We start from the raw sequence: 24,627 nt of genomic DNA, 5'->3' as shown, positions 1-24,627 counted from the left end.
GTCCACAGCGAAAGTTAGGATGTGACCATGCGCCGCACCGTAATCACCTGGTCGGCCGTGATGGCCCTGCTGCTCGCGGGATTCGGCGCGTCCGTCCTCGCCCTGAACGCCGACCTCTACAGCGCGCACGGCTTCGTCGGCCGCTACCTCGACGCCCTCCAACGGCACGACAGCGCCGCCGCCCTGGCCCTGCCGGGCGTGGGTAGCGGCAACGACACGGCGGCCGAGCTGCTGGCATCCGACGCGATGGGCGACCTCGACGACGTGCGCACGGTGAGCGACACCGAGGAAGCCGACGGGCGGCACACCGTCGTCGTCGAGTACACGGCCTCCGCACCGGACGGTTCCCAGTCGACTACCGGCACTACCGAATTCGTGGTGGCGCCCGACGGCATCCGCTTCGGCCTCTTCCCCAGTTGGCGCTTCGTGACGAGCCCCATCAACTCGCTGTCCGTGACCGTGCTGCACGACCAGGACTTCCAGGTGAACGGGCACGATGTCACCTCTTCGGCAGAGCCGGACGCGCCCGCCTCCTTCCAGGTGTTCGCGCCCGGGCTCTACGTGCTGAAGCACGAGTCCACCTACCTCGCGTCGACGAGCGTCACCGCGGCGGTCACGCAGATAGGCGAGATTTCGGATGTCACGGTGGACGTCCAGGCCAACGAGGCGTTCGTCGCCGAGGTGCAGAAGCACGTCACGGCCTACCTCGGCGAGTGCACCACGCAGGAGGTGCTGATGCCCACCGGTTGCCCGTTCGGCCAGCAGCTGTCGAACCGTGTCGTCGGCACCCCGCAGTGGAGCATGGTCTCCGACCCGCTCGTGACGATCGTGCCCGGCACCCCGTCGGGCACCTGGTCGGTTCCGAAGACGCCGGCGATGGCGCACCTCGTGGTCGACGTGCGATCGCTCTTCGACGGCCGGGTCACGACCTTCGACGAGGACGTACCGTTCGACGTGCAGTACGCGCTCACGTTCGAGCCGGGAAACAAGCTGCTGATTACGGCCGTGTACGAGTAGGAGTGGTCGACCTCGCGGCGAGCATCTCGTTGTAGGCCTCGAGTTCGGCGTCGCCGTCGCGGTCGGCCTTGCGGTCGTAGCGCTTCGAGTCGCGCTCGTCGCTTCGCGACCACATGATCGCCACGGCGATCGCGAGCGCCACCGTCGGGATCTCGCCGACGCTCCACGCGATGCCCCCGCCGGCCTGCTGGTCTTCGAGCGCGCTGATGCCCCAGCCCATGGCGCCGTACCAGTCGGCGAGCAGCAGGCCGGTTCCGGTCATCAGCGAGAGGCCGAAGAACGCGTGGAAGGCCATCGTCGCGAGCAGCACGAGCAGGCGGAGTGGGTAGGGAGCCTTGTGCGGCGACGGGTCGACGCCGATGAGCGACTGCACGAACAGGTACCCGCTGAGCAGGAAGTGGATGATCATCCACTGGTGGCCGAGGTGGTCGGTGGTCGCCCAGCGGAACAGCGGCGAGTAGTAGAAGACCCAGAGCGACGCGACGAAGATGCCGGCCGCCACCAGCGGCCGCGAGAGGAAGCCGAAGTAGGCGGAGTGGGTGGCGAGCATGATCCACTCGCGCGGGCCGCGGCTGCCGTCGTCGCGCTTGCGGATAGTGCGCAGGGCGAGGGTGATGGGCGCTCCGGGCACGAGCAGCACCGGAACCATCATGCCGAGGGTCATGTGCGCGAGCATGTGCGCGCTGAACAGGTATTTCTCGTACTCGTTCACGCCACCGTTGGTGATGTAGAACAGCAGGGCCATGCCCGCCACCCAGAGCACGGTGCGCAGGGCGGGCCAGGTGTCGCCGCGCTTCTTCAGCCGCCACACGCCCGCGAGGTAGAAGAACACGGCGAAGGCGCAGAACAGGCCCCAGAGCAGGTCGAAGTTCCAGATGGTGAACAGGTTCGTGAACGAGAAGGGCGGCGGCAGGGGCGCGCCGGTGAGGATCTCGGCCGGCGTCGCGCCGGTGTCGGCGGAGGCGGTCACCTCGAGCTGCGGCGTGGCCGTGCGGGCGAGTGCGGCAGCGACGCCCGAGGCGAGGCCCATAAACGCGATCTCGGCGGTGACGAGCCACCAGAAGTACTTGCGCTCCCCCGTGCTGGCGATGCGGCCGACGAGGTAGCGGCGCTGCACCACGCCGAACACGCCCAGGGCACCGAGAGCGGCCACCTTCACCAGCACGAGGATGCCGTACGGGGTGAGCAGGTTGTCGAGGGTTCCGACCCGGATCTCCGCGCTGACATACCCGGACGCCGCGACGACGACGAAGCTGATGAGCGCGAGGGTGGAGTAGCGGGCCAGCAGCGGAACGATGCGGCCGGTGTCGAGCGTGCGCGAGCTGAGCACGAGGGTCAGCAGCCCGCCCAGCCAGATCGCGGCGAACACGATGTGCAACCAGATCGCGCTCGTGGCGGCGTCGTGGCTCGCGGTGCCGCCGGCGTGTCCCTGCAGCGCCATCGGGATGAGCCCCATGACCGAGCCGACGGCCATCACCAGGACGAGCGTGTGGTTGCGCACCGCGAAGCAGAGAACCGTGAGGGCCGCCGCGATGAGGGTGGTGTACAGCCACGACTGGCCGAGTTCCTGCTGCGTCAGGAACTGGGCGAGCAGCTCGCCGAACCTGTCGTCGATCGAGAGCGGCTGCAGGTAGATCGTCATGAAGGCGAAGAAGCCGGTAGCCGCGGATGCCACGGCCCACACGGCAGCGGACGCGGCGGCGATATCGAGCGCCAACGAGTATTCCGGCTTGTCCCGGCTCATCCCGAAACTGGCGAGCATCAGCGCGCCGATGGTTCCCGCCGCTCCGAGGTTGACGAGGAGTTTCCCGATGGGCAGACCGAATCGCACGACCGGACCCGGATCGGCGATCGGCTCAGGCGCGACTCCCCCGCCGAACTGCAGCGCCGCGATGACGGAAACGAGTGCCACGAGGAGAAGGAGCGCTGGCCCCACTATCCGAACGGTTCGTGGCATCAGGCCAGTTTATCCGCGTCATCCTGAATGCCGCCCTCCGCTGCTCAGGTTTCGGAGTCGAACCGCTCGCGGGCCCGCTCCACCTGGGGCAGATTCTCGGTCGTCCAGCGCAGGAGCGCGTCGATGAGCTGGTTGAGGGTGTTCCCGACCGGGGCGATGCGGTACTCCACCGCGACCGGCCTCGACTGCAGCACGACCCGTTCGATCATGCCGTTGCGCTCCAGGCGGCGCAGGGTCGCGGTGAGCGACTTCTGCCCGACGACCGGGATGGCACGACGCAATTCGTTGAACCGCAGGGGCCGGGCGCACAGCTCGTCGAGAACCTGCAGCGACCACTTGTCGAGCACCTGGTCGAGCAGTTCGCGGTGGGGCGCGTCGACCTGCAGCAGGTCGGCGTCGGGATGGCTGGTGTCGTTCATGACACCTAGTCTCGTTGAAGTTCCCTTCGGACACCAAGTAGACAGGAGAAACCACTCACCACAACCGAAGGATCGACCAGTGACCGTTCAGACGTTCTCCCCCGACAACATGTTCCAGCCCGTGCCCTACAACCACGTCGCCGTCGGCACCGGCACCCGCCACGTGCACGTGGCCGGCCAGATCGCCCGCGACGGCGAGGCTAACCGCATCGCGACCGGCGATCTCGCCGGCCAGGTCGCCCAGGTGCTGCGCAACACGGCTCTCGGTCTCGCCGGTGCGGGCGCCACGTTCTCCGACGTCGTGCGCCTGCGGTTCTTCATGGCCCAGTCGGCGCCGGAGAAGTTCGGCGACTTCATGGCCGGGATCGCGCTGGTGGCGGAAGAGCTCGACCTGCCGCAGCCGCTCCCGCCCGTCTCGGTCATCGGTGTCGACTTCCTCTTCGAGCCGGACGTGCTCATCGAACTCGAGGCCTACGCCATCCTCGACTGAACGAGGCGTTAAACAGAAAGGGCGTCGACCTCACGGTCGACGCCCTCAACGTTCAAACGACTACTTGGAGTCCTTCGCTGCAGCCTTCAGCTTCGAGCCGGCGCTCAGCTTGACGCCGTAGCTCGCCTTGATCTCGATCGCTTCGCCCGTCTGCGGGTTGCGGCCGGCGCGAGCTGCACGGTGAGTGCGCTCCACTGCCAGCCAGCCCGGGATGGACACCTTCACGCCGTCGGCCACCGAGGTGGACAGTACGGAGAAGAGTGCGTCGACTACGCCGTTGACGGCAGCCTGGCTCTGGCCAGATGCTGCGGCAACTGCCGCGACGAGCTCGGTACGGTTTAGTGACTTGTCAGCCATGAATGTCCTCCTCGGACGTTGTGCAGTTGGGTGGTAACCGACTAAAAGTCGGTGAACCGGAAGAAATCTACCAGCTTGACTTGGTAATTCCGGGCAATTCGCCCCGGTGCGCCATATCGCGGAAGCGAACACGGCTTACACCGAACTGCGCGAGGTAACCGCGCGGACGTCCGTCGATGGCGTCGCGACCACGAACGCGCACGGGCGACGCGTTGCGAGGAAGCTTCTGCAGGCCGATGCGGGCCTCTTCGCGCGACTCGTCGGTTCCGGCGGGGTCGACGAGGGCCTTCTTCAGCTCAAGGCGCTTCGTCGCGTAGCGCGCGACGATGACCTTGCGCTGCTCGTTCTTTGCAATCTTGCTCTTCTTAGCCATGTTTAGCGCTCCTCACGGAATTCGACGTGCTTGCGCACTACAGGGTCGTACTTCTTGAGTACGAGGCGGTCGGGGTCGTTGCGACGGTTCTTCTTGGTCACGTAGGTGTAACCGGTTCCTGCCGTCGAACGAAGCTTGATGATCGGACGTACGTCTTGTGCCTTAGCCATTAGATCTTCACCCCACGAGCGAGGATGTCTTTGACGACAGACTCGATGCCACGGGCGTCAATAACCTTGATGCCCTTTGCGGAAAGCTGCAGCGTCACGTTGCGGCGCAGCGAAGGGACGTAGTACGTCTTCTTCTGTACGTTCGGGTCGAAACGACGCTTGGTGCGTCGGTGCGAGTGCGAAATGTTGTGCCCAAAGCCGGGAACGGCTCCGGTCACCTGGCAAGTTGCTGCCATGATTTCCTCCATTAGTCTCCGCAGCCGCGACACACCGAAGTGAGCCGTTGCTGCCCAAGAATTACTTGTCGGCGCGCATGGACCCTAAGTTTTTCCTAGGAAAGTCGGGGTCGGCGCACATGCGAGTGTAGATACCACTCAGCCAGCCATAAACACTACGGGTCTGAGGGTCCAATAGCAAGCCGAGTTCCGCGGAATCATGCGGAACGAGCCGGGTCAAGGGCGTGAACGCTACGCGTTCTCACGCTTCGTGCAGTTCGCACAGAGCCCGAACACGTCGACGATGTGGTTCGGCTCGGTGAACCCGTGCTCCGCGGCAACGTTCTTCGCCCAGAGTTCTACGGCATCCGCCTCGATCTCCACCGTCAGTCCGCAGTTTCGGCAGATCAGGTGGTGGTGATGGCTACCGGGGGTGCACGCCCGGAACAGGCTCTCGCCTTCCTGCTGCAGCGAGTCAGCTTCGCCCTCGACGGCGAGGTCGGCGAGGGCCCGGTACACGGTGGCGAGCCCGATGGGCGAGCCGGTGTTCTTCAGGTTCGAGTGAAGCGCCTGGGCGCTGACGAAACCTTCGGATGATCCGAGGGCTTCGCGAACGGCTTCCCGCTGCCAGGTATTGCGCTTCATATGACGGATTCTACCTCGCGGCCTGCAGTGGAAGGCGGGCGGATGCGCGCCGGCCGGCGGCCTTCCGGGCGCCCACGATGCGGCAGACGACATAGATCAGGAACGAGATCGTCGTGATGTACGGGCTGATCGGCAGCGATCCGCCGAGGGCGAGCAGGATCCCGCCCACGGCGGAGACGAAGCCGAAGAGCATGCTGAGTAACGGCACGAGGAGCGGCGACGAGGAGACCCGCAGCGCGGCGGCGGCGGGCGTCACGAGCAACGCGAGCACGAGCAACGAGCCGATGATCTGCACGGACACCGCGACCGTGAGTCCGAGCAGCACCATAAAGCCGAGGGAGAGCGCGCGCGACGGCACCCCGCGGGCGGCGGCCACGTCGGCGTCGAGGCTGTCGAAGGTGAGCGGGCGCCAGACCACGAGCAGGGCCACGAGCACAACGACCGACAGGGTGACGAGCAGCCCGAGCTGGGGGATGTCGACCGAGATGATCTGCCCGGTGAGCAGACCGAACTTGTTGGCGCTTCGCCCGGGGTAGAGCGCGAGGAAGAGGATGCCGAGCCCGAGCCCGAACGGCATCAGCACCCCGATGATCGAGTTGCGGTCGCGGGCTTTCGCGCCGAGCAGGCCGATCAGCACGGCGGCGATCAGCGAGCCCACGAGCGAGCCCAGCACGACGTTCGCGCCGATGAGCAGCGCCCCGGCGGCCCCGGCGAACGACAGTTCGCTGATGCCGTGCACCGCGAAAGCCATGTCGCGCTGCATCACGAAGACGCCGATGAGCCCGCCGACGATGCCGAGCACGGCGGCCGCCACGATGGAGTTCTGCACGAGGGCCACGAGCTCGCCGTAGTTGGCGAAGTCGAACATGCGGCCCCAGATGTCGTCGGCGGTCACTCGGCGACCTCGTCGTGGTGGTCGTGGTGGTCGTGCCCGTCGGGAACGCCGACCACGATGACACGGCCGTGCGACCGGATCACGTCGACCGGCGTGCCGTACAGCTCGCTCAGCACGTCCGAGCGCAGAACTTCGCCCGGCGTGCCCTGGCGGAACTTGCCGCCGGCGAGGTAGAGGATGCGGTCGACGACGTCGAGCACCGGGTTCACGTCGTGGGTGACGAACACCACCGCGGTGTCGTGGCTGCGCCGGCGCTGGTCGATCAACTCGGAGACGGCGCGCTGGTGGTGCAGGTCGAGGCTGAGTAGCGGCTCGTCGCAGAGCAACAGCACGGGGTCGCCGGCGAGTGCCTGGCCCACCCGTAGTCTCTGCTGTTCGCCGCCGGACAGGGTCCCGACCGGCTGGTCGGCGTACTGCGTCGCGCCGACGGCCTCGAGCAGTTCGTCGACACGCTCGCGGTCGGAGCGGCGGGGGAGCGGCGGGCCGAACCGGTGGCCGTTGACGCCGAGCGCGACGAGGTCGCGTCCGCGCAGCGGGGTTCCCGGCGGCACGAGCTTCTGCTGCGGGATGTAGCCGACACGGCGATCACCGCGGCGGATGGGGTGCCCGCTCAGCCGCACAGAGCCCGAGTCGAGCTGCTGCTGGCCGAGGATCGTCTTCAGCAGGCTGGTCTTGCCCGAACCGTTGGGGCCGAGCACCGCGAGGAACTCGCCGGGCCGCACCGTGAGGTCAAGGTCGCTCCACAGCGACCGGCCGCCGAAGCCGAGCGAGCCGTTCTCGAACTCGAGCACCGCTTCGACAGGCGCAGGGCGGGCCGCCGTTTCGTCCCCCACCGCTACTTCACTGCGGCGGAGAGCGCGCTCAGGTTGTCGGTCATCCACGACACATAGTCTGCGCCATCGGGCATGGTCTCGGTGAATTCGACGATCGCGACGCCGTTCTCCTCCGCGGCGGCGCGCACCTGCTCGGTCTCCGAGCTCGCCGTCTGCGAGTTGTAGGCGAGCAGGGCCACCGAACCGGAATCGAACAGGTCGAGGGTCTCCGCGAGAACGGCGGGCGCGACATCCGTGCCCTCTTCGATCGCCTCGGAGAACTCTTCGGGGGTGCGGTTCGTGAAGCCGGCCGCCTCGAGCAGGTACAGCGGCACCGGCTCGGTGATGGCGGCGCCGAGTCCCTCGGTGTCCGCGTGCAGCGCCTCCGCGGTCGCCTCGAGCGTCTCGATCTCGGCGGTGAAGTCGGCGAGGTTCGCCTCGTAGACGGCGGCGTTGTCGGCGTCGAGCGCGGAGAGCTGCTCGGCGATCGCCTCGGCGACGTGCTCGACGCCGTGGAAGCTGTACCAGACGTGCTCGTTGAAGCCCTCGATGTGGTCGTGGCCCTCGTGGTCGTCGGTCTCGGTCTCGGCTTCGGCTTCGGTCTCGGCCCCCGTCTCGGCTTCGGTCCCTGAGCCTGTCGAAGGGTCGAGCAGGCCGGATGCCTCGCTCGCGTTCACGACGGACGCCTCGCTCGACGCCGCGGAGAGCAGGGTGTCGATGAACGGGTCGTAGCCGCCGCCGTTCTCGATGACGAGGTCGGCCTTGGAGAGCGCGAGCTGGTCCTGCGCGGAGGCCTCGTAGCTGTGCGGGTCCTGCGCGGCGCTCGTGATGAGGCTCGTGACGGTGATCAGGTCTCCACCGATCGCCTCGGCGATGCTGCCGTAGACGTTGGTCGACGCGATGACGGAGAGGCCGGTGGTCTCCTCGGCCGCCGGAGCGCTCGACGAGCAGCCGGCCAGGGCGAGTGCGGAAATCGCGATCGTGCCGATGAGGGCGGGGGAGTTCAGACGCATGATGCCGTTTCTAGATTGATAAACGTAATGAGATTCGTTATCAACAGTATGGCACACGCCGGACGAGGGTCAGTCGAGCAGCAGCGCCGGCTCCTCGAGCACGCTCGCGACGTCGGCGATGAAGCGGCTGACCACGTCGCCGTCGACCACGCGGTGGTCGAAGCTGCCACCGACGGTCGTGACCATGCGCGGCCGCACCTCGCCGTCGACGACCCACGGCTTCTGCTTGATCGTTCCGAGCGCCACGATGCCGACCTCGCCGGGGTTGAGGATCGGTGTTCCCGTGTCCATGCCGAACGAGCCGAGGTTCGTGATCGTGATCGTGCCGTTGGACATGTCGGCCGAGGTCGTCTTGCCGTCGCGCGCGGTGAGCGTGAGCTGCTCGAGCGCCACGGCCAGTTCGCGCAGCGAGAGCTCGTTGGCGTCCTTCACGTTCGGCACGACGAGTCCGCGCGGGGTGACCGCGGCGATACCCAGGTTCACGTAGTGGTGCACCGTGATCTCGGCGGGGGTGAAGGTGGCGTTCACCATCGGGTTGCGGCGCACGGCCCAGATGACGGCCTTCGCCGCGATCAGCAGCGGCGAAACGCGGATGCCCGCGAAGTCCGGCGAGTTCTTGAGCCGCTTCACGAACTCCATGGTGCGGGTCGCGTCGATGTCGACGAAGACGCTCACGTGCGGCGCGGTGAACGCGCTCTCCGTCATCGCGGCGGCGATCGCCTTGCGCACGCCCTTCACGGGGATCTTCTCTTCGCGCTCGGGCGACCACTCGGGCGTCTCGATGTTGCGGAAGAGGCTCGCCTGGGTGGCGTTGCGGATGACGTCGTCGCGGGTGATCTCGCCGGCCAGACCTGTGGCCGTGACGTCGGCGAGGACGACGCCGAGGTCCTTCGCGAGCTTGCGGATCGGCGGCTTCGCGATGATTGCGGATGCCGCGGCAGCGGGCACCGACGCGGGGCGGGCAGACGGCACGGTGGCCGGGGCGGACGGTGCGACTGGGGCGGCCGCGCCACGGCGGCGGCGTGACGTCGCTCCGCCCTTGCTGCCGTAGCCGACGAGTACCGCGCCGGGCTTCTCGGCGGCCGCGGTCTCGCTGGAGATGCTGCTGGCCGTGTCGGCTACGGCGCCGAGGGCGTCGTCGTCCGTTGTCGGGGGAGCCGCGACATCCGCAGCGCCTGTTTCCGCGTCGCCCGCGCCACCGGAGGCGCGGATGATGACGGTACCGACGTCCACCGTCTGGCCGGGCTCGACGAGCAGCTCGGTGACCGTGCCCGCGAACGGCGACGGCAGCTCGACGAGCGACTTGGCCGTCTCGATCTCGACGAGGATCTGGTTGACCGCAACCTCGTCGCCGGGCTTGACCTTCCACTCGACGATCTCGGCTTCGGTGAGGCCCTCGCCCGCGTCGGGGAGGAGGAATTCGAAAGTGCTCATGAGCCTGGTTTCTTAGTAAGCCATTGCGCGGTCGACGGCCTCGAGCACGCGGTCGGCGTCGGGGAGGAAGATGTCCTCGAGTTTCGCCGGCGGGAACGGGGTGTCGAATCCGGCGACCCGCAGCACGGGTGCCTCGAGAGAGTAGAACGCGCGCTCGGTGATTGTGGCGGCGATCTCGCTGCTGATCGACGCGAAGCTCTGGGCCTCGGCGGCGACGACGACTCGCCCGGTCTTCTGCACGCTCGCGACGATGGGGTCGTAGTCGATGGGGGAGAGCGAGCGCAGGTCGATGACCTCGACGCTCGTGCCCTCCTCGGCGGCCAGTTCTGCGGCGTTCAGCAGCACGTTGACCATGGCGCCGTGGCCGACGAGCGTGACCTCGGTGCCCTCGCGGACGACGCGGCTGGAGTGCAGCGGTGCCGTGTTGGCGGCGAGGTTCACCTCGCCCTTCGGCCAGTAGCGGCCCTTGGGCTCGAAGAACATCACGGGGTCGTTGCTCGCGATCGCCTCCTGGATCATCCAGTAGGCGTCGTGCGGCGTGCTCGGGCTGACCACACGAAGTCCGGGGGTGTGCGCGAAGTACGCCTCCGGGCTCTCTTGGTGATGCTCGACGGCGCCGATGTGTCCGCCGTAGGGCACGCGGATCACGAGAGGCATGGTGACCTGGCCCTCGTGGCGGTTCGTCATCTTCGCCAGCTGCGTGGTGATCTGGTCGAAGCCGGGGAAGATGAAGCCGTCGAACTGGATCTCGACGACGGGGCGGTAGCCGCCCATCGCGAGGCCGATCGCCGTGCCGATGATTCCGGACTCGGCGAGCGGCGTGTCCATGACCCGGCGCTTGCCGAACTCGGCCAGCAGGCCCTCGGTGATGCGGAAGACGCCACCGAGCGGACCGATGTCTTCGCCCATGAGCAAGACCTTCGGGTCGTCGTGCATCGCCTTGCGCAGGCCGGCGTTGAGCGCCTTGGCCATCGGCATGGTCTCGACCGAGGCGGCGGTGGTGGTGGGGTTCACGATGGTCATCCGTCGTTCTCCAGAGATGCTTCGTATTCGGCGAGCCACCGTTGCTGTGCCTCGATGACGGGATGCGGCTCGGAATAGACGTGGTCGAACATCTTTCCGACCGACGGGATGCCCAGGGCGAGCGTGCGCTTGCGGATGTCCGAGGCCACATCCTCGGCTTCGGTCGCGACGTCGGCGAAGAAGGCGTCGCCCTCGCCGCGCGAACGCAGCCAGGTCTCGTACCGGGCGATCGGATCGCGCCGCAGCCAGTAGTCGACCTCGCTGTCGAGGCGGTACTTGGTGGGATCGTCGGAGGACGTGTGCGCACCCATGCGGTAGGTGAGCGCCTCGATGAACCGCGGGCCCCCGCCGCCGCGCGCGGCGTCGAGGTTCTGCTTGGTCACCGCAAAGCCGGCGAGCACGTCGTTGCCGTCGATCTGCACGCCGGGGATGCCGAAGCCGCTCGACCGGAGGTAGAGCGGCGTGCGCGACTGGATCTCGACCGGCACCGAGATGGCCCAGTGGTTGTTCTGCAGGAAGAAGACGACGGGGGCCTGGTAGCTCGCGGCGAAGACGAAGGCCTCGCTGACGTCGCCCTGGCTCGAGGCGCCGTCGCCGAAGTAGGACATGACGGCCGCGTCGGTCTCGGGGTTGCCGGTGCCGGTGGCGCCGTCGAGGGTCATCGCCATCGCGCGGCCCGTGGCGTGCAGCGTGTGCGAGCCGAGCACGAGCGTGTACAGGTGGAAGTTGGTGTCTGCCGGGTTCCAACCACCGTGGGTCGTGCCACGCAGCAGGCCCATGATGCCGACGAGGTCGACGCCGCGAATGCGGGCGACGGCGTGCTCCCGGTAGGAGGGGAAGATGTGGTCCTGCGGCCTGGACGCGAACGCCGAACCGACCTGGGCGGCCTCCTGGCCGAGGCTCGGCACCCAGAGGCCGAGTTCGCCCTGACGCTGGAGGTTCGCCGCCTCCTGGTCGAACCGGCGGATCACCACCATCTGACGGTGGAACTCGCGCAGCTGGTCGTCGCTGAGGGCTTCGATGTAGGGAAGGTACTCAGCCGACGCGTCGCTTTCGACGAGTACGCCCTCGGGGGAGAGCAGCTGGACCGTCGCGGCGGTGTAAGACATTTGACTAATCTAACGTGGCTTAGCCCTCGGCCGTTCGTAGCTTGCGCACAACCTCTTCCGACGCCTTTAGGAGTTTCTCGACAGATTCGTGCTCGCCGATGCTGATGCGCACCCCGTCGGTTCCGAGCGCACGCACGACGATCCCGTTGTCGGAGAAGACGTCCGCAGCCCACGCCGTGATGTCGCCCGTGGGCAGCCAGACGAAGTTGCCGTGCGGCTTCGGAACGTCCCAGCCCTGTTCGACGAGCGCCGCCCAGATGGTGTCACGCAGCACGGAGAGGCCGGCCACCCGCTCGAGCAGTTCGGCCTGGTGCTCGATCGAGACGATGGCCGCGCGCTGCGCCGGCTCGATGACCGACAGCGGGATGGTGGTGGCGCGGGCCGCGTCGAGCACGTACTCGGCGCCGAGCGCGTAGCCGACACGCAGGCCGGCGAGGCCGTAGGCCTTCGAGAACGTGCGCAGCACGACCAGGTTCGGATAGTGGGCGAGCAGCTGCGGCCCTCGTACCGCCGTGTCATCCGTCACGAACTCGATGTAGGCCTCGTCGAGCAGCACGAGTACCGTCTCGGGGATCTGCGCCATGAACGCGGTGAACTCGTCGGCCGTGACGACCGAACCGGTCGGGTTGTTGGGGCTGCAGACGATCACGACGCGCGTGCGGTCGGTCACGGCGTCGGCCATGGCGTCGAGGTTGTGGCGGTGGTCCGCGGTGTTCGGGACCTGCACGCTCGTCGCGCCGGCGACCGCCACGAAGCCCGGGTAGGCCTCGAAGCTGCGCCAGGAGTAGACGACCTCGTCGCCCGGGCCGGCCGCGGCGGTGATGAGCTGGCTAAGGATCGACGCCGAGCCGGCGCCGACGTGCACGTTCTCGGGGGTGAGCGCGTAGTGGTCGGCGAGCGCGGTGCGCAGCGCGATGGCCGAGCCGTCGGGGTAGCGGTTGACGCTGGATGACGCGATCGCCTCGAGCACGGCGGGGATCGGCTCGAACGGGTTCTCGTTCGACGAGAGCTTGAAGGCGTCTTCGGCAGCGGCCTTGCCCTGGCGGTAGGGCTGCATGCCCTCGATCTCGGGGCGGAGTCGTACTCTGGGTGCGTTCACGAGGACTAAGCCTAATTGCGACCGCGCGAGCCGCCAGTGCATAGTGGTCACCATGCAACGCTTCCTGGTCCGACTGATCATCAACGCCATCGCACTCTGGCTCACGACCCTCATCGTGAGCGGAATCAGCGTCAACGCGTTCCCGCCCGGGGGCACCCTCGAGACGGTGCTGACCTACCTGATCGTCGCCGTCGTCTTCGGCGTGGTGAATGCCGTGATCGGCAACACCATCCGCATCGTGGCATTCCCGCTGTACGTGCTCACCCTCGGACTGCTCGCGCTGGTCGTGAACGCGCTGCTGTTGCTCATCGTTCAGTGGGTCTCGTCGCTGCTCGGCTTCGGCCTCGTGGTCGAGAGCTTCTGGTGGGGCGTTCTGGGCGCGCTGGTGCTCGGCTTCATCGGCTGGGTGCTCGGCGTGTTCCTGCGCCCGCTCATGGGCTCCGACCGGGGTCGCCGCTAGGTCACCTCCTCACCCGCTCGGCGACGTAGGTGGTCGACGTGACCGTCGTCGCGCCGCGGCCGAAGTCGTCGAGTTCGGCGATCGCGTCGACGAGGTGCTCGCTGCGCGCGCCGTCGGCGAGTTCGGCGGTTCTGCGGTACTCCTCGCGGTCGTGCGAGGGCACGGCGACGCCCGTCGGTGTCTCGCGGCCGGCGAAGGCCTCGCGCTGCACGAGCACGGGGTCGTCGTCGATGCGGTTGCCGCCGAGTGCCGGCACGATGTCGTCGGTGTGCTCGAGCAGCACCGCCGGGTAGTCGTTGCCGAACGAGACCTGGGCGGTGGGCGCCCCGACCGTCACGACGCCCTGCGTGTTGTAGTCGCCCGAGGCCGCGAGCGTCGCCGCCACCAGCCCGCCCTGCGAGAAACCGGTGAACTGCACGGGGGAGTCGGGCGTCACGCCCTCCTGCCGCATCGCGTCGTGCACGGCGCGCACCGAGCCGGCCGGCAGTTCGGTCATGCCGACGACATTGCTCGTGAGGTCGAACGCCTCCGGTCCCGTGCGCGGCGAGAAGTCGGCGGTGCCGGTGATGTAGACGGCGAACCGGTCGGGGCGGCCCGGCGACTCGTAGCGCTCGATGCGGATGTGCTGGCCCCGCGCCCCGGCCGCCGTCTCGACGCGCTGCGGCACGCGGTCGAGGCGCTCGGCAAGACCCTGCGGGGCCCGGATGTCGCGTCGCCCCGCCGCGCGCGTCGCCACCGCCGTCTCGACGAGCAGGCCGAACGGCGCACCGACGACCGTGAAGAAACCGGCCGACGTGTCGATGCCAGCGACCCCTGCGCCCTCGTCGCCGAGCGCCTGCACGGCGGCCCTCGGGAGCCCGAGCGCCCCGCCGATCACGTCGTCGACGCTCATCACTGCGGCGCGCACGAGCGCCACGGTCACCGGGTTGGTGAGCAGCCGGTTGTTGTCGGCGAGCCACGTGCCGAGCGCACCGGGTAGCGCCGCGACCTGCTTGGGCGCGATGAGCGACGCGACCAGCAGTGCGCCGAGCACCGACGGCAGCGCCGGTGCGATGAGCGCCACGGCGAGCGGCAGCAGGCGGCCGATCGAATAGCCGAGGCCGGCCGCGAGCTGCTGGGCGAGCCTCGCTGCGGCGTCGTCGGCCAGCCCGTAACTGTGGGCCGAGGCGCGGAGCACGAAGGCGAGAGCCGACGCCCGCTGGCCCGAGGCCGCGACGAGCTCGAGGGAGCGGGCGATCTCCCGCTCGGCGTCGAGGGCGCTGAGCGGTGCGTCGGCCCGCCGCAGCAGGCGGTCGCCGAGCGCCGTGTCGGCCGCCGCGAGCCCGGCGGCCGCGCGGCGCAGCTCGTCGTACACGCCCTCGAGCGCCTGGGCGTCGGCGAAGAGCGCATCGCTCGCGACCGCCACCGAGCCGCCGCCCGAGACGATGATCGCGTCGGAGGGCCGGTCGAGCGCGCGCCCCTCAGCCACGGGACGCCATAGTCGCGAGGGCGCGCGCCGTGCACCGCTTCGCCGAACGGACGGCGTCGATCGCCTGGTCGAGCTGCGCCCCCAGCTGGCGCACGCTCGAGCCGTAGGCCGACTGGGCGGGACCGCGCCACCGGTCGCTCGGGGCTCCCGGCGGCACCCCGGCGCGGGCCCGCTCGAGCTGGGCCAGCGCGCGCGCGAGAGTGGCGAGCTGGGCCGAGAGCGCGTGGCGCGCCTCGAGCTGCGCGGGGTCGAGGAGCGACGCGGAATCGAGGATCACGGGTACATACTCGGTGGTCGGCAGGGCCGCCCCGGCCGGGAGAGAACGGTCCGTGGCATCCGCCCCTCTTCTCCGCGCTGTGGGGGAGGGGAATCTACGCGACAATGGGCGCATGAGTTTCGAGCGCATCTTCGACGAGTCGGCGCTCTTCAGGCTCTGTTTCGTGTGCACCGGCAACATCTGCCGCTCGCCGATGGCCGAGGTCGTGTTCACCGACCTCATCAAGAAGTCGGGCCTCGAGGGCCGCATCGCGGTGATGTCGGCCGGAACCGGCGACTGGCACGTGGGGGAGCGCTCGGACGAACGCACCCTCGACGCGCTGGCCGGCCGCGGTTACGACGGCTCGCAACACCGCGCCAAGCAGTTCAACCCCGACTGGTTCGGCGAACTCGACCTCGTCGTCGTCTTCGACCACAGCCAGGAGCGGATTCTCAAGGCGTGGGCGTCGACCGACCACGACCGGTCGAAGGTGCAGCTGCTGCTCTCCTTCGACAAAGACCAGTCGAGCCAGCTCGACGTGCCCGACCCGTACTACTCCGACGCCGCGTTCTTCGACCAGGTCCTCGCCTCGATCGAACACGCGAGCTCGGCGCTTTTCCGCCAGATCAAACCAGGAATTCAGGGTGTCAAATGAGTCCACTGCCAGAACAACCCCTCAGCCCGCTCGACGGCCGCTACAAGGCCTCCGTCACGGGTCTCGGTGAGTTCCTCTCCGAAGCCGGGCTGAACCGCGCGCGCGTGCACGTCGAGGTCGAGTGGCTGCTCTACCTCACCGACCACGAGCTCTTCGGCTCGCGCCGCCTCACGCTCGAGGAGGCCCGCTCGCTGCGGGCGCTGGCCGCCGACTTCGGCCAGCCCGAGATCGACGAGCTGGCGACCCTCGAGGCCACCACACGCCACGACGTGAAGGCCGTCGAGTACCTCGTCCGCCACAAGCTCGCCGACCTCGGCCTGAACGACGTCGCCGAACTCACCCACTTCGCCTGCACGAGCGAAGACATCAACAACCTGTCGTACGCGCTCACGATCGGCTCGGCCGTGCGCGAGGTCTGGATGCCCCGGCTCGCCGGCATCATCGAGAAGCTGCGCGAACTGTCGGTCGAGCACCGCGACGTACCGATGCTCGCCCACACGCACGGGCAGCCCGCCACCCCGACGACGGTCGGCAAGGAGTTCGCCGTCTTCGTCTACCGCCTCGAGCGCATCTTCGCCCAGACCGAGGGCACCGAGTACCTCGGCAAGTTCAGCGGCGCCACCGGCACTTTCGCCGCGCACGTGGCCGCCGACGCCGGTCAGGACTGGCCGGCCATCTCGCGCGAGTTCGTCACCGGCCTCGGCCTCGACTGGAACCCGCTCACCACCCAGATCGAGTCGCACGACTGGCAGGCCGAGCTCTACCAGCGCATGAGCCACGCCAACCGGGTGCTGCACAACCTGTGCACCGACATCTGGACCTACATCTCGATGGGCTATTTCACCCAGATCCCGCAGGCCGGCGCCACCGGATCATCCACCATGCCGCACAAGATCAACCCGATCCGCTTCGAGAACGCCGAGGCGAATCTCGAGCTGTCGAGCGCCCTGCTCGAGTCGCTGTCGCAGACCCTGGTCACCTCGCGCCTGCAGCGCGACCTCACCGACTCCACGACGCAGCGCAACGTGGGCGTCGCGATCGGCCACTCGATGCTCGCCATGGACAACCTCGGCCGCGGCCTGAGCGAGTTCAGCATCGACACCGAGACGCTGGCCGCCGACCTCGACGGCAACTGGGAGATCCTCGGCGAGGCCATCCAGACCGTCATCCGCGCCGAGATCACGGCCGGCCGCTCGTCGATCAGCGACCCCTACGCGATGCTCAAGGAGCTCACCCGCGGGCGCCGCATCGGCCAGACCGAGCTCGTCGAGTTCATCGACGCCCTCGACATCGGCCAGGACGCCAAGGACCGCTTGCGCACGCTGACCCCCGCGGGCTACGCGGGACTGGCCAGCGCCCTCGTCGGCTTCATCGAGAACTAGCTCCCCCTCTCGCAACTCAGGCAGAAAAAATCCGCGGATGCCGCGGGGCCGGTTTCCGGGGGATCCCCCGGAGCGCGCCCCGTGGCATCCGCGATTCTGCCTGAGTTGCGAGACCGCGCGTTCGTGATTCAGGACGGATGGCCCGGTGCGACGCGCCGCCCGCGAGTTTCCGGCGCCCGCGCACCACGCGGAGGCTGTTCGTCCTGAATGCCGAACTTGGCGGCCGGCCGGATAGTTGCGAGAACCGGCGGGAGAGCTAGTGGCCCTCGGGGTGGTTCTGCTCGTCGAGGTCGATCAGCTCGTCGCCGTCGGGGCGCACCGCGAGCACGAGCATCGCGAGCACCACGAGCACCACGACGAACGCGATGCCGAAGAAGATGAGCGAGAGCACGATGTCGCGCGTCGACATCAGCGCGATAAGTCCCGTGAACACGGCCATGACGCCCGACAAGACGAGGAGCTCGACCGGCTTCGTGCGGTCTTTTCTGCTGGGCTTTACCACTTTAACTGCCGCTTTCCGCGGCTGTAGCCGCCACCGCCCGGGGAGCCCACTTGAGGCTGAGCCCGGCTATAACAAGGAAGACGCCGAGGATGGCGGCGTAGGCGCCGAGGATCCCGACGAGGATGATCGAGGCCGTGAGGGCGCGTTCGACGCCGTCGGGGCCGGTGAAGGGCTGGTTGTAGTCGGGCGGCACGACGAGCGCGACGACACCGAGGACGACCGTGAGCGCACCGGCGAACAACCAGTCGCGCGCCGAGTCGTCGCGGCCCCGCGCGCGCAGCCCGCTGTACAGCTCGAGGAAACCGGTGAGCACGGCGAAGGCGCTCACCAGGAAAACGAGGAACGGCAGCCCGGCCGAGCCGGAGAAGAGCGCGATCGCTCCGAGGACGATGCCGAGAAGACCCTGCACGACGAAGCACCAGCGCGCGATGCCCGGCTCGAGGGCGCGCAGGGCGCCCAGCAGCACGGCGGCGCTTCCAAGGAGGGCCAGCACGCCGAACATCGCGAACCCGAGGCGGGCAGAGTGGTCCTGGCTGAAGGTGATGACGACGGCGACGACGATCGCCGGGAGCGCACGCAACAGCACCCACGGCCAGTAGCGGCCGGCGTACACCTGCTTGTCGTGCTTGTCGTCAGGGGAAGACACGGGAGCGACCTCTTTCCGACTGGCTCATAGGCAACTTTACGCCACGCGACAGCGGCGTATCTGTGTGCCGCGGGTCAGGCCCCCGGCGGCAGGTCGACGAAGCGCGAGAAGTGGCCGTGGAAGCCGATGGTGAGCGTGTCGGTGGGGCCGTTGCGGTGCTTCGCGATGATCAGGTCGGCCTCGCCGGCGCGGGGGCTGTCTTTTTCGTAGGCGCTTTCGCGGTGCAGCAGGATCACCATGTCGGCGTCTTGCTCGAGCGAACCCGACTCGCGCAGGTCGGAAAGCGCGGGCTTCTTGTCTGCACGCTGCTCGGGTCCACGGTTCAGCTGGCTGATGGCGATGACCGGCACGCCGATCTCTTTCGCGAGCAGCTTGAGCGCACGCGAGAACTCCGAGACCTCTTGCTGGCGCGACTCGACCTTCTTACCGCTGGTCATGAGCTGCAGGTAGTCGATGATGACCATCTTCAGGCCGACGCGTTGCTTGAGTCGGCGGCACTTGGCGCGGATCTCGACGAGCGTCATGTTGGGGGAGTCGTCGATGTAGAGCGGAGCGTCGTTGATGCGGCCCCGGGTCTGGGCGATCGTGGTCCAGTCCTGCGAGTGCACGGTTCCCTTGCGCATGGACTGCAGGGGTACGGATGCCTCGGCCGACAGTAGGCGCATGGCGATCTCACTGCGTCCCATTTCGAGCGAGAAGACCACCACGGGCATGTCGTTGTGAATGGCGGCCGCCCGTGCGAAGTCGAGCGCGAGCGTGGACTTACCGATGGCGGGGCGGGCGGCGAGAATGATCATCTGGCCCGGGTGCAAGCCGTTGGTGAGAGCGTCGAGCTGGGCGAATCCGGTGGGCACACCGATCATCTGGCCGTCGCGCCCCTTGGCCGCCTCGATCTCGTCGACGGCCGCGGTGACGGCGTCGGAAAGCGGCACGTAGTCTTCGGTCTCGACTCCGCCGTTGACCGCGTAGATCTCGGCCTGGGCGTTGTTGACGAGGTCGACGACCTCGCCCTCACTCGCGTATCCCATCTGCACGATGCGGGTGCCGGCCTCGACGAGGCGTCTCAGCACGGCCTTCTCGGTGACGATCATCGAGTAGAAGCCGGCGTTGGCCGCGGTCGGCACGAGCCCGGTGAGCGTGTGCAGGTACTCGGCGCCGCCGGCCCGCTGCAGTTCGCCCGTCTTGGTCAGTTCGTCGGTGACCGCGATGACGTCGGTGGGCTCGCCGTGGGAGTAGAGCGAGAGGATCGCGTCGAAGATGATCTCGTGCTTGGGAATGTAGAAGTCGACCCCTCGGACGACCTCTACTACGTCTGCCACCGCGTCTTTGCTGAGCAGCATGCCGCCGATGGCGCTCTGTTCGGCGAGCAGGTCGTGCGGGGGGACCCTGTCACGGTCGCCGCCACGGGTGTCGCTCCGGCCGGTATCGCCGGCTAGTCCGAGGTGTGCAATAGACACGTGAGCTCCCAATCGTGGTGTTGCTTCTAGTTCTAGCGGTGGCTTCCGACAATCGCGCATCCAGCCCGGCGCGTCCGGTTATCCACCCGGGCTCCCCTCAGCCCGACGGGCGTCTTCCACCCGGACCTCACGATATGGAGGTGTCAGTCGGGCCGCAAAACATCCCTGTGGACAACCCTGTGGAATCAGGACGGGAAACGCCGGAAGTTGTGTGTGCAACCTGTGGAACGAACTGTTAGTAACTAATCAATTTATTCTGCTAAATGGCCTCTGATCAGCTGTTTATCTTTTCACATGGTGTGTGTAGAAACATGTTTACAGTAGACGTTGAAGGTTGTGTTAAATTCTCGCGCCCTGTGCACAAAGCTCTTGACTTCGGGCGCAAAAAAGGTGGTTGCCGCGGGCCTTCCGGCCGCGACAACCACCTCTTGAGGTGAAGCTATTTCGCGCTGACCACATTCAACGTGATGGTGGCGACGAGGTCGTCACGAAGGCGGACTGTCGCCTCGTGGGTGCCCGTCACCTTGATCGGAGCGGAGAGCTCGATCTTGCGCTTGTCGACGCCGCCGAGGCCGGCAGCGGCCACAGCGTCGGCGATGTCAGACGTCTTGACGGAACCGAACAGGCGGCCACCGTCTCCGGTCTTGACCGTGAGGGTGACGGTCGTTGCCTGAAGGCGGGCCTTCAGGTCGAGCGCCTCTTCGAGGGTGGCGTGCTCGCGGGCAGAGCGGGCTGCCTTGATGGAATCGATCTGCTTCTCTCCACCACGGGTCCACGCCACGGCGAAGCCCTGGGGGATGAGGTAGTTGCGAGCGAAACCGTTCTTGACGTCGACGACGTCTCCGGGGGCACCGAGGCCGGTGACCTCGTGCGTGAGGATCAACTTGGACATATCAATGCTCCTTAACGGCCTGAGCCGGCGTAGGGAAGCAGTGCCATCTCGCGCGCGTTCTTGACGGCACGGGCGATGAGGCGCTGCTCCTGGACGGAGACACCGGTGATGCGACGAGCACGGATCTTTCCGCGATCGGAAATGAACTTACGAAGGGTTGCGACATCCTTGTAGTCGATGACGCCAACGCGGATCGACTTGGCAGGAGCGGCGTTCTTGCCGTCCTTGCCCTTGCGGATTGGCTTGCGGCGATCGCCGCTGCTCTTTCCAGCCATGGGTTTTCTTCTTTCCTAAAAAGTAATGAGCGCCTAGAAGGGCGTTTCGTCTGTGTAGTTGCCCGGCGTGTTCCACACGTCGCCGGCTGCCTCGGCTGCGGGCGCGCTAGCGGCCCACGGCTCTTCGGCTACCTGGCTCTGCTGTGATCCACCACGTGCTCCTCCGCCACCTTCGCGGGATGAAGCTGCACGGGTCACCTGGGCGGTGGCGTAACGAAGCGACGGGCCGATTTCATCGACCTCGAGCTCGATGCTCGTGCGCTTCTCGCCTTCCTTGGTTTCATACGAACGCTGCTTCAGGCGACCGGTAGCGATGACGCGCGAACCCTTGGTGAGGGATCCCGCGACGTGCTCGGCGAACTCGCGCCATACGCTTGCGCGCAGGAACAGAGCGTCTCCGTCTTTCCAGTCGTTGGTCGCGCGATCGAAATTGCGCGGCGTCGAAGCGATCGTGAAGTTGGCAACCGCGAGTCCGTTCTGCGTGTAACGCAGTTCGGGGTCTCCGGTGAGGTTGCCAACAACCGTGATTATGGTTTCGCCGGCCATGATTACTCGGCGGCGGCGGTTGCGTCGGGCTTGGCCTCGGGGGCCTTCGACGGCGCGGCTGCCTTGCGGGCGGCCTTCTCGTCAGAAGCCTTCTTGGCTGCAGCGACCTGGGCGAAGCCCTCTTCGGCACGCAGCACCTTGGTGCGCATGACTGCTTCGCTGAGCGAAAGCTGGCGGTCGAGCTCGGTCGTCGCTGCGGGGGATGCAGTGAAGTTGACGACGGCGTAGATGCCTTCGGCCTTCTTGTTGATCTCGTAAGCGAGACGACGACGGCCCCAAACATCTACCTTGTCGATAGATCCACCATCGTTGCGGATGACGTTGAGGAACTTGTCGAGACTGGGAGCTACGGTGCGCTCGTCGATCTCTGGATCGAGGATGACCATGAGTTCGTACTGATTCGTCACTAACCCACCTCCTTCGGACTTTACGGCCACAGACGATCTGTGGCAGGAGGGTGTTGACGTGTGCCCTGGCGAATTTAACCGGGGCAACCTGCCTAGTGTAGTCAGTACACGCACCATGTCTCAAGGAGCACCACTACAGATGACCATCCGCATCGCGATCGCCGGCGTCGGAAACTGCGCCAACGCCCTCATTCAGGGCGTCACCTTCTACGCCGATGCGGACGACGACTCGGTCGTCCCCGGCCTCATGCACACGCGTTTCGGGCCGCACTCGATCGGCGACATGCGGTTCGTTGCCGCGTTCGACGTCGACGCCGCCAAGGTTGGCTCCGACCTCTGCGAAGCGATGTGGGCGAGCGAGAACGACACCTACCGGTTCGCCGAGGTGGGCGCCACCGGCGTCTCCGTGCAGCGTGGCCCGACGCTCGACGGACTCGGCAGCTATTACCGCGAGGTGGTCGAAGAGTCGGATGCGCCCCAGGTCGACGTGGCGAACGCACTGCGCGAGAGCGGCGCCGACGTGCTGGTCTGCTACCTCCCCGTCGGGTCAGACGAGGCGGCGAAGTTCTACGCCCAGGCCGCCATCGACGCCGGTGTCGCGTTCGTCAACGCCCTCCCCGTGTTCATCGCGAGCGACCCCGAGTGGGCAGCCAAGTTCACCGCCGCCGGTGTGCCGATCGTGGGCGACGACATCAAGAGCCAGCTGGGCGCGACCATCACCCACCGCGTTCTCGCCCGGCTCTTCGAGGAACGCGGGCTGATGCTCGACCGCACGTACCAGCTCAACGTGGGCGGCAACATGGACTTCAAGAACATGCTCGAGCGTTCCCGCCTGCAGTCGAAGAAGATCTCGAAGACGCAGGCCGTCACGAGCAACATCGCCGCGCACCTGCCCGCCGATGACGTGCACATCGGCCCCAGCGACCACGTGCCGTGGCTCACCGACCGCAAATTCGCCTACGTGCGTCTCGAGGGCCACGGCTTCGGCAACGCGCCGACCAGCCTCGAGTACAAGCTCGAGGTGTGGGACTCGCCCAACTCGGCCGGGGTGGTCATCGATGCCATCCGTGCCGCCAAGATCGCTCTCGACGCCGGGCTCGGCGGACCGCTCGAAGCGGCATCTGCCTACTTCATGAAGAGCCCGTCGGTGCAGTACCCGGACCCGGTGGCCCGCGAGCTGCTCGAGACGTTCATCGCCGAGAACTAGCGGTCGCTGCGCTCAGCCCACCACGCCCTGAGCCGCTGCTCCGCGACATCCGGCCCCAACGGTCCCTCATCGAGGCGCAGTTCCAGCAGGTAGCGGTAGGCCTCACCCACCTCGCGTCCGGGCTTCAGTCCCAGCAGCGCCATGATCTGCTCGCCGTCGAGGTCGGGGCGCACGGCCGCGATGCCCTCGGCCTCCGCGATCGCCGCGATGCGCTCTTCGAGGTCGTCGTACGCGAACGACAGCCGGTCGGCCTTGCGCACGTTGCGCGTGGTCACGTCGGCGCGGGTCAGAATGTGCAGGCGCTCGAGCAGCGGGCCGGCGTCACGGACGTAGCGGCGCACGGCGGAATCGGTCCAGACGCCCTCGCTGTACCCGAAGAAGCGCAGGTGCAGTTCGATGAGCTTGGAGACCGAGGCGATCGTCTCCTTGTCGAAGCGCAGGTGCTTGAGCCGCTTGGCCGAGAGCTTCGCGCCCACCACGTCGTGGTGGTGGAAGGTGACGACGTTCTTGCCCTCGATCCGCCTCGTCTGCGGCTTTCCGATGTCGTGCAGCAGGGCCGCGAGGCGCACGATCAGGTCGGGGCTGTCGATGCCCGGTCGCGACTTCTCCAGGTCGATCGCCTGGGTCAGCACCGTGAGGCTGTGCTCGTAGACGTCCTTGTGGTGGGCGTGCTCGTCGACCTCGAGCTTGAGCGCCGGCACCTCGGGCAGCACGATGTCGGCGAGGCCGGTCTCCACGAGCAGGCGTAACCCAGGAACCGGATCGTCGGTCAGCAGCAGTTTCGTCAGCTCGTCGCTCATCCGTTCGACGCTCACGATGGGCAACCGGTCGGCGAGCGCGACCATGGCCGCACGCGTCGACTCGTCGACGGTGAAACCGAGCTGTGAGGTGAAACGGGCGGCACGCATCATCCGCAGCGGGTCGTCTCCGAAGGAGACTTCTGCGGACGCCGGCGTCGTCAGGCGTTTGGCGAGCAGGTCGTCCATGCCGCCGGAGGGGTCGACGAGCACGAGCTGGGGGAGCCGAAGGGCCATCGCGTTGACCGTGAAATCGCGACGCACCAGGTCGCCCTCGAGCGAGTCGCCGAACTCGACGACCGGCTTGCGGGTCTCGCCGTCGTAGGCGTCGGTGCGGTAGGTGGTGATCTCCACGGTGTCGCCCGAGAAGCGCGCGCCGATAGTGCCAAAGGCGCGGCCGATGTCCCAGTGGGCGTCGGCGATGGGCGCGACGATCGCGAGGATCTCGTCGGGCAGGGCGCTCGTCGTGAAGTCGAAGTCGTTCACGGGACGCCCGAGAAACGCGTCGCGCACGGGGCCGCCGACGAGGGCCAACTCGTGTCCGGCGTCGGCGAAAGCACGCGCGAGTCGTGAAATATGCCGGGATTCTGCGAGTTCGCCCAGCCTGTGTAGTGCCGTAGCGACGCTCTCCATAGCCAAGAGAATAGAC

At 67.4% G+C, this 24,627-nt stretch carries 30 protein-coding genes; 6 read left to right on the top strand and 24 right to left on the bottom strand.

Annotated elements, in window-relative coordinates; translation table 11 throughout:
- The first annotated feature begins 27 nt into the window (after positions 1–27).
- Positions 28–1,017, top strand: a complete 990-nt coding sequence (locus IEV96_RS12355; protein WP_188510873.1) for a zinc ribbon domain-containing protein — start codon at positions 28–30, stop codon at positions 1,015–1,017.
- Here the strand turns inward: IEV96_RS12355 and IEV96_RS12350 are convergent.
- Complete coding sequence (locus IEV96_RS12350; protein ID WP_188510872.1) at positions 998–2,974, bottom strand: bifunctional copper resistance protein CopD/cytochrome c oxidase assembly protein; 1,977 nt, start codon at positions 2,972–2,974, stop codon at positions 998–1,000. The two genes, IEV96_RS12355 and IEV96_RS12350, sit on opposite strands and share 20 nt — an antisense overlap.
- Before the next feature lie 44 nt (positions 2,975–3,018).
- Positions 3,019–3,393 carry a winged helix-turn-helix transcriptional regulator gene (locus IEV96_RS12345; RefSeq protein ID WP_188510871.1) on the bottom strand — a complete coding sequence of 125 codons (375 nt, stop codon included), beginning with the start codon at positions 3,391–3,393 and terminating at the stop codon, positions 3,019–3,021.
- A 79-nt stretch (positions 3,394–3,472) separates the two neighbouring features.
- Here IEV96_RS12345 and IEV96_RS12340 point away from each other — a divergent pair, with 79 nt between their 5' ends.
- Entirely contained in the window at positions 3,473–3,883 is a 411-nt protein-coding gene (locus IEV96_RS12340; protein ID WP_188510870.1) for a RidA family protein, read from the top strand.
- Between the two features lie 60 nt (positions 3,884–3,943).
- On the opposite strand, the gene IEV96_RS12335 is transcribed toward IEV96_RS12340, so the two are convergent.
- The 12 genes from IEV96_RS12335 to IEV96_RS12280 all read right to left on the bottom strand — a co-directional run bounded on the left by IEV96_RS12335 (position 3,944) and on the right by IEV96_RS12280 (position 13,070).
- The gene (locus IEV96_RS12335; RefSeq protein ID WP_184239713.1) at positions 3,944–4,240 is read right to left on the bottom strand and encodes an HU family DNA-binding protein; all 297 of its coding nucleotides are present in this window, start codon (positions 4,238–4,240) and stop codon (positions 3,944–3,946) included.
- 67 nt (positions 4,241–4,307) lie between these two features.
- Positions 4,308–4,613: a 30S ribosomal protein S14 gene (gene rpsN, locus IEV96_RS12330; protein WP_188510869.1), complete on the bottom strand. Its 306-nt coding sequence runs from the start codon at positions 4,611–4,613 to the stop codon at positions 4,308–4,310.
- Positions 4,614–4,615: 2 nt separating this feature from the next.
- Complete coding sequence (gene rpmG, locus IEV96_RS12325) at positions 4,616–4,783, bottom strand: 50S ribosomal protein L33 (RefSeq protein ID WP_184239703.1); 168 nt, start codon at positions 4,781–4,783, stop codon at positions 4,616–4,618.
- Entirely contained in the window at positions 4,783–5,019 is a 237-nt protein-coding gene (rpmB, locus tag IEV96_RS12320) for a 50S ribosomal protein L28 (RefSeq protein WP_184239701.1), read from the bottom strand. Before rpmB ends, rpmG begins: the two co-directional genes overlap by 1 nt.
- A 231-nt stretch (positions 5,020–5,250) precedes the next feature.
- Positions 5,251–5,643, bottom strand: coding sequence for a Fur family transcriptional regulator (locus tag IEV96_RS12315; RefSeq protein ID WP_188510868.1), 393 nt, complete (start codon positions 5,641–5,643; stop codon positions 5,251–5,253).
- A gap of 10 nt (positions 5,644–5,653) precedes the next feature.
- Complete coding sequence (locus IEV96_RS12310; protein ID WP_188511252.1) at positions 5,654–6,511, bottom strand: metal ABC transporter permease; 858 nt, start codon at positions 6,509–6,511, stop codon at positions 5,654–5,656.
- A gap of 23 nt (positions 6,512–6,534) precedes the next feature.
- Entirely contained in the window at positions 6,535–7,329 is a 795-nt protein-coding gene (locus IEV96_RS12305; RefSeq protein ID WP_373282443.1) for a metal ABC transporter ATP-binding protein, read from the bottom strand.
- Positions 7,330–7,373: 44 nt separating this feature from the next.
- Positions 7,374–8,363 (bottom strand): metal ABC transporter solute-binding protein, Zn/Mn family, encoded by a 990-nt coding sequence (locus IEV96_RS12300; RefSeq protein ID WP_188510866.1) that lies wholly within the window; start codon positions 8,361–8,363, stop codon positions 7,374–7,376.
- A 69-nt stretch (positions 8,364–8,432) separates the two neighbouring features.
- On the bottom strand, positions 8,433–9,797 hold the full coding sequence (locus IEV96_RS12295) for a dihydrolipoamide acetyltransferase family protein (protein ID WP_188510865.1): 1,365 nt from the start codon (positions 9,795–9,797) through the stop codon (positions 8,433–8,435).
- 12 nt (positions 9,798–9,809) lie between these two features.
- Complete coding sequence (locus tag IEV96_RS12290) at positions 9,810–10,820, bottom strand: alpha-ketoacid dehydrogenase subunit beta (protein WP_229733285.1); 1,011 nt, start codon at positions 10,818–10,820, stop codon at positions 9,810–9,812.
- Entirely contained in the window at positions 10,817–11,929 is a 1,113-nt protein-coding gene (locus IEV96_RS12285) for a thiamine pyrophosphate-dependent dehydrogenase E1 component subunit alpha (protein WP_188510864.1), read from the bottom strand. Before IEV96_RS12285 ends, IEV96_RS12290 begins: the two co-directional genes overlap by 4 nt.
- A gap of 19 nt (positions 11,930–11,948) precedes the next feature.
- Positions 11,949–13,070 (bottom strand): histidinol-phosphate transaminase, encoded by a 1,122-nt coding sequence (locus tag IEV96_RS12280; protein WP_188511250.1) that lies wholly within the window; start codon positions 13,068–13,070, stop codon positions 11,949–11,951.
- A gap of 10 nt (positions 13,071–13,080) precedes the next feature.
- Here IEV96_RS12280 and IEV96_RS12275 point away from each other — a divergent pair, with 10 nt between their 5' ends.
- Positions 13,081–13,488: a phage holin family protein gene (locus tag IEV96_RS12275; protein ID WP_188510863.1), complete on the top strand. Its 408-nt coding sequence runs from the start codon at positions 13,081–13,083 to the stop codon at positions 13,486–13,488.
- A gap of 1 nt (position 13,489) precedes the next feature.
- On the opposite strand, the gene IEV96_RS12270 is transcribed toward IEV96_RS12275, so the two are convergent.
- Positions 13,490–14,956: a hypothetical protein gene (locus IEV96_RS12270; RefSeq protein WP_188510862.1), complete on the bottom strand. Its 1,467-nt coding sequence runs from the start codon at positions 14,954–14,956 to the stop codon at positions 13,490–13,492.
- Positions 14,949–15,233, bottom strand: a complete 285-nt coding sequence (locus tag IEV96_RS12265) for a hypothetical protein (RefSeq protein ID WP_188510861.1) — start codon at positions 15,231–15,233, stop codon at positions 14,949–14,951. Before IEV96_RS12265 ends, IEV96_RS12270 begins: the two co-directional genes overlap by 8 nt.
- A gap of 112 nt (positions 15,234–15,345) precedes the next feature.
- Between IEV96_RS12265 and IEV96_RS12260 the strand changes: the two genes are divergently transcribed.
- Positions 15,346–15,867, top strand: a complete 522-nt coding sequence (locus IEV96_RS12260) for a low molecular weight protein-tyrosine-phosphatase (protein WP_188510860.1) — start codon at positions 15,346–15,348, stop codon at positions 15,865–15,867.
- Positions 15,864–17,249: an adenylosuccinate lyase gene (gene purB / locus IEV96_RS12255; protein ID WP_188510859.1), complete on the top strand. Its 1,386-nt coding sequence runs from the start codon at positions 15,864–15,866 to the stop codon at positions 17,247–17,249. Before IEV96_RS12260 ends, purB begins: the two co-directional genes overlap by 4 nt.
- Before the next feature lie 256 nt (positions 17,250–17,505).
- On the opposite strand, the gene IEV96_RS12250 is transcribed toward purB, so the two are convergent.
- The 7 genes from IEV96_RS12250 to rpsF form a co-directional block, all read right to left on the bottom strand.
- On the bottom strand, positions 17,506–17,751 hold the full coding sequence (locus IEV96_RS12250; RefSeq protein WP_188510858.1) for a hypothetical protein: 246 nt from the start codon (positions 17,749–17,751) through the stop codon (positions 17,506–17,508).
- A gap of 1 nt (position 17,752) precedes the next feature.
- Positions 17,753–18,397 (bottom strand): DUF308 domain-containing protein, encoded by a 645-nt coding sequence (locus tag IEV96_RS12245; protein WP_229733283.1) that lies wholly within the window; start codon positions 18,395–18,397, stop codon positions 17,753–17,755.
- A gap of 74 nt (positions 18,398–18,471) precedes the next feature.
- Positions 18,472–19,854, bottom strand: coding sequence for a replicative DNA helicase (gene dnaB, locus IEV96_RS12240; RefSeq protein WP_188510857.1), 1,383 nt, complete (start codon positions 19,852–19,854; stop codon positions 18,472–18,474).
- Between the two features lie 439 nt (positions 19,855–20,293).
- Positions 20,294–20,746 (bottom strand): 50S ribosomal protein L9, encoded by a 453-nt coding sequence (gene rplI, locus IEV96_RS12235; RefSeq protein WP_188510856.1) that lies wholly within the window; start codon positions 20,744–20,746, stop codon positions 20,294–20,296.
- Between the two features lie 11 nt (positions 20,747–20,757).
- Positions 20,758–21,021: a 30S ribosomal protein S18 gene (gene rpsR, locus IEV96_RS12230; protein WP_184239658.1), complete on the bottom strand. Its 264-nt coding sequence runs from the start codon at positions 21,019–21,021 to the stop codon at positions 20,758–20,760.
- 33 nt (positions 21,022–21,054) lie between these two features.
- Complete coding sequence (locus IEV96_RS12225) at positions 21,055–21,567, bottom strand: single-stranded DNA-binding protein (RefSeq protein WP_188510855.1); 513 nt, start codon at positions 21,565–21,567, stop codon at positions 21,055–21,057.
- Positions 21,568–21,569: 2 nt separating this feature from the next.
- Positions 21,570–21,974, bottom strand: a complete 405-nt coding sequence (rpsF, locus tag IEV96_RS12220) for a 30S ribosomal protein S6 (protein ID WP_188510854.1) — start codon at positions 21,972–21,974, stop codon at positions 21,570–21,572.
- 139 nt (positions 21,975–22,113) lie between these two features.
- On the opposite strand from rpsF, the gene IEV96_RS12215 reads away from it, so the two are divergent.
- On the top strand, positions 22,114–23,181 hold the full coding sequence (locus tag IEV96_RS12215; protein WP_188510853.1) for an inositol-3-phosphate synthase: 1,068 nt from the start codon (positions 22,114–22,116) through the stop codon (positions 23,179–23,181).
- On the opposite strand, the gene IEV96_RS12210 is transcribed toward IEV96_RS12215, so the two are convergent.
- Positions 23,178–24,611, bottom strand: coding sequence for a CCA tRNA nucleotidyltransferase (locus IEV96_RS12210; RefSeq protein ID WP_188510852.1), 1,434 nt, complete (start codon positions 24,609–24,611; stop codon positions 23,178–23,180). The genes IEV96_RS12215 and IEV96_RS12210 overlap by 4 nt on opposite strands.
- Positions 24,612–24,627: the final 16 nt, after the last annotated feature.

The organism is Conyzicola nivalis (genome assembly GCF_014639655.1).
In the GTDB taxonomy this organism is placed as follows: domain Bacteria; phylum Actinomycetota; class Actinomycetes; order Actinomycetales; family Microbacteriaceae; genus Conyzicola; species Conyzicola nivalis.
This window is presented reverse-complemented; position numbering and strand designations above follow the sequence as displayed.

What these genes read in the sequence shown, in the direction of transcription:
- IEV96_RS12290 (WP_229733285.1), bottom strand. Translation starts at nt 10,820, where the DNA reads ATGACCATCGTGAACCCCACCACCACCGCCGCCTCGGTCGAGACCATG.
- rpmB (WP_184239701.1), bottom strand. Translation starts at nt 5,019, where the DNA reads ATGGCAGCAACTTGCCAGGTGACCGGAGCCGTTCCCGGCTTTGGGCAC.
- IEV96_RS12335 (WP_184239713.1), bottom strand. Translation starts at nt 4,240, where the DNA reads ATGGCTGACAAGTCACTAAACCGTACCGAGCTCGTCGCGGCAGTTGCC.
- IEV96_RS12215 (WP_188510853.1), top strand. Translation starts at nt 22,114, where the DNA reads ATGACCATCCGCATCGCGATCGCCGGCGTCGGAAACTGCGCCAACGCC.
- IEV96_RS12260 (WP_188510860.1), top strand. Translation starts at nt 15,346, where the DNA reads ATGAGTTTCGAGCGCATCTTCGACGAGTCGGCGCTCTTCAGGCTCTGT.
- IEV96_RS12300 (WP_188510866.1), bottom strand. Translation starts at nt 8,363, where the DNA reads ATGCGTCTGAACTCCCCCGCCCTCATCGGCACGATCGCGATTTCCGCA.
- IEV96_RS12225 (WP_188510855.1), bottom strand. Translation starts at nt 21,567, where the DNA reads ATGGCCGGCGAAACCATAATCACGGTTGTTGGCAACCTCACCGGAGAC.
- IEV96_RS12285 (WP_188510864.1), bottom strand. Translation starts at nt 11,929, where the DNA reads ATGTCTTACACCGCCGCGACGGTCCAGCTGCTCTCCCCCGAGGGCGTA.
- IEV96_RS12295 (WP_188510865.1), bottom strand. Translation starts at nt 9,797, where the DNA reads ATGAGCACTTTCGAATTCCTCCTCCCCGACGCGGGCGAGGGCCTCACC.
- IEV96_RS12275 (WP_188510863.1), top strand. Translation starts at nt 13,081, where the DNA reads ATGCAACGCTTCCTGGTCCGACTGATCATCAACGCCATCGCACTCTGG.
- IEV96_RS12210 (WP_188510852.1), bottom strand. Translation starts at nt 24,611, where the DNA reads ATGGAGAGCGTCGCTACGGCACTACACAGGCTGGGCGAACTCGCAGAA.
- IEV96_RS12315 (WP_188510868.1), bottom strand. Translation starts at nt 5,643, where the DNA reads ATGAAGCGCAATACCTGGCAGCGGGAAGCCGTTCGCGAAGCCCTCGGA.
- IEV96_RS12355 (WP_188510873.1), top strand. Translation starts at nt 28, where the DNA reads ATGCGCCGCACCGTAATCACCTGGTCGGCCGTGATGGCCCTGCTGCTC.
- rpsR (WP_184239658.1), bottom strand. Translation starts at nt 21,021, where the DNA reads ATGGCTGGAAAGAGCAGCGGCGATCGCCGCAAGCCAATCCGCAAGGGC.
- rplI (WP_188510856.1), bottom strand. Translation starts at nt 20,746, where the DNA reads ATGTCCAAGTTGATCCTCACGCACGAGGTCACCGGCCTCGGTGCCCCC.
- purB (WP_188510859.1), top strand. Translation starts at nt 15,864, where the DNA reads ATGAGTCCACTGCCAGAACAACCCCTCAGCCCGCTCGACGGCCGCTAC.
- rpmG (WP_184239703.1), bottom strand. Translation starts at nt 4,783, where the DNA reads ATGGCTAAGGCACAAGACGTACGTCCGATCATCAAGCTTCGTTCGACG.
- IEV96_RS12350 (WP_188510872.1), bottom strand. Translation starts at nt 2,974, where the DNA reads ATGCCACGAACCGTTCGGATAGTGGGGCCAGCGCTCCTTCTCCTCGTG.
- IEV96_RS12280 (WP_188511250.1), bottom strand. Translation starts at nt 13,070, where the DNA reads ATGCACTGGCGGCTCGCGCGGTCGCAATTAGGCTTAGTCCTCGTGAAC.
- rpsN (WP_188510869.1), bottom strand. Translation starts at nt 4,613, where the DNA reads ATGGCTAAGAAGAGCAAGATTGCAAAGAACGAGCAGCGCAAGGTCATC.
- IEV96_RS12310 (WP_188511252.1), bottom strand. Translation starts at nt 6,511, where the DNA reads ATGTTCGACTTCGCCAACTACGGCGAGCTCGTGGCCCTCGTGCAGAAC.
- IEV96_RS12345 (WP_188510871.1), bottom strand. Translation starts at nt 3,393, where the DNA reads ATGAACGACACCAGCCATCCCGACGCCGACCTGCTGCAGGTCGACGCG.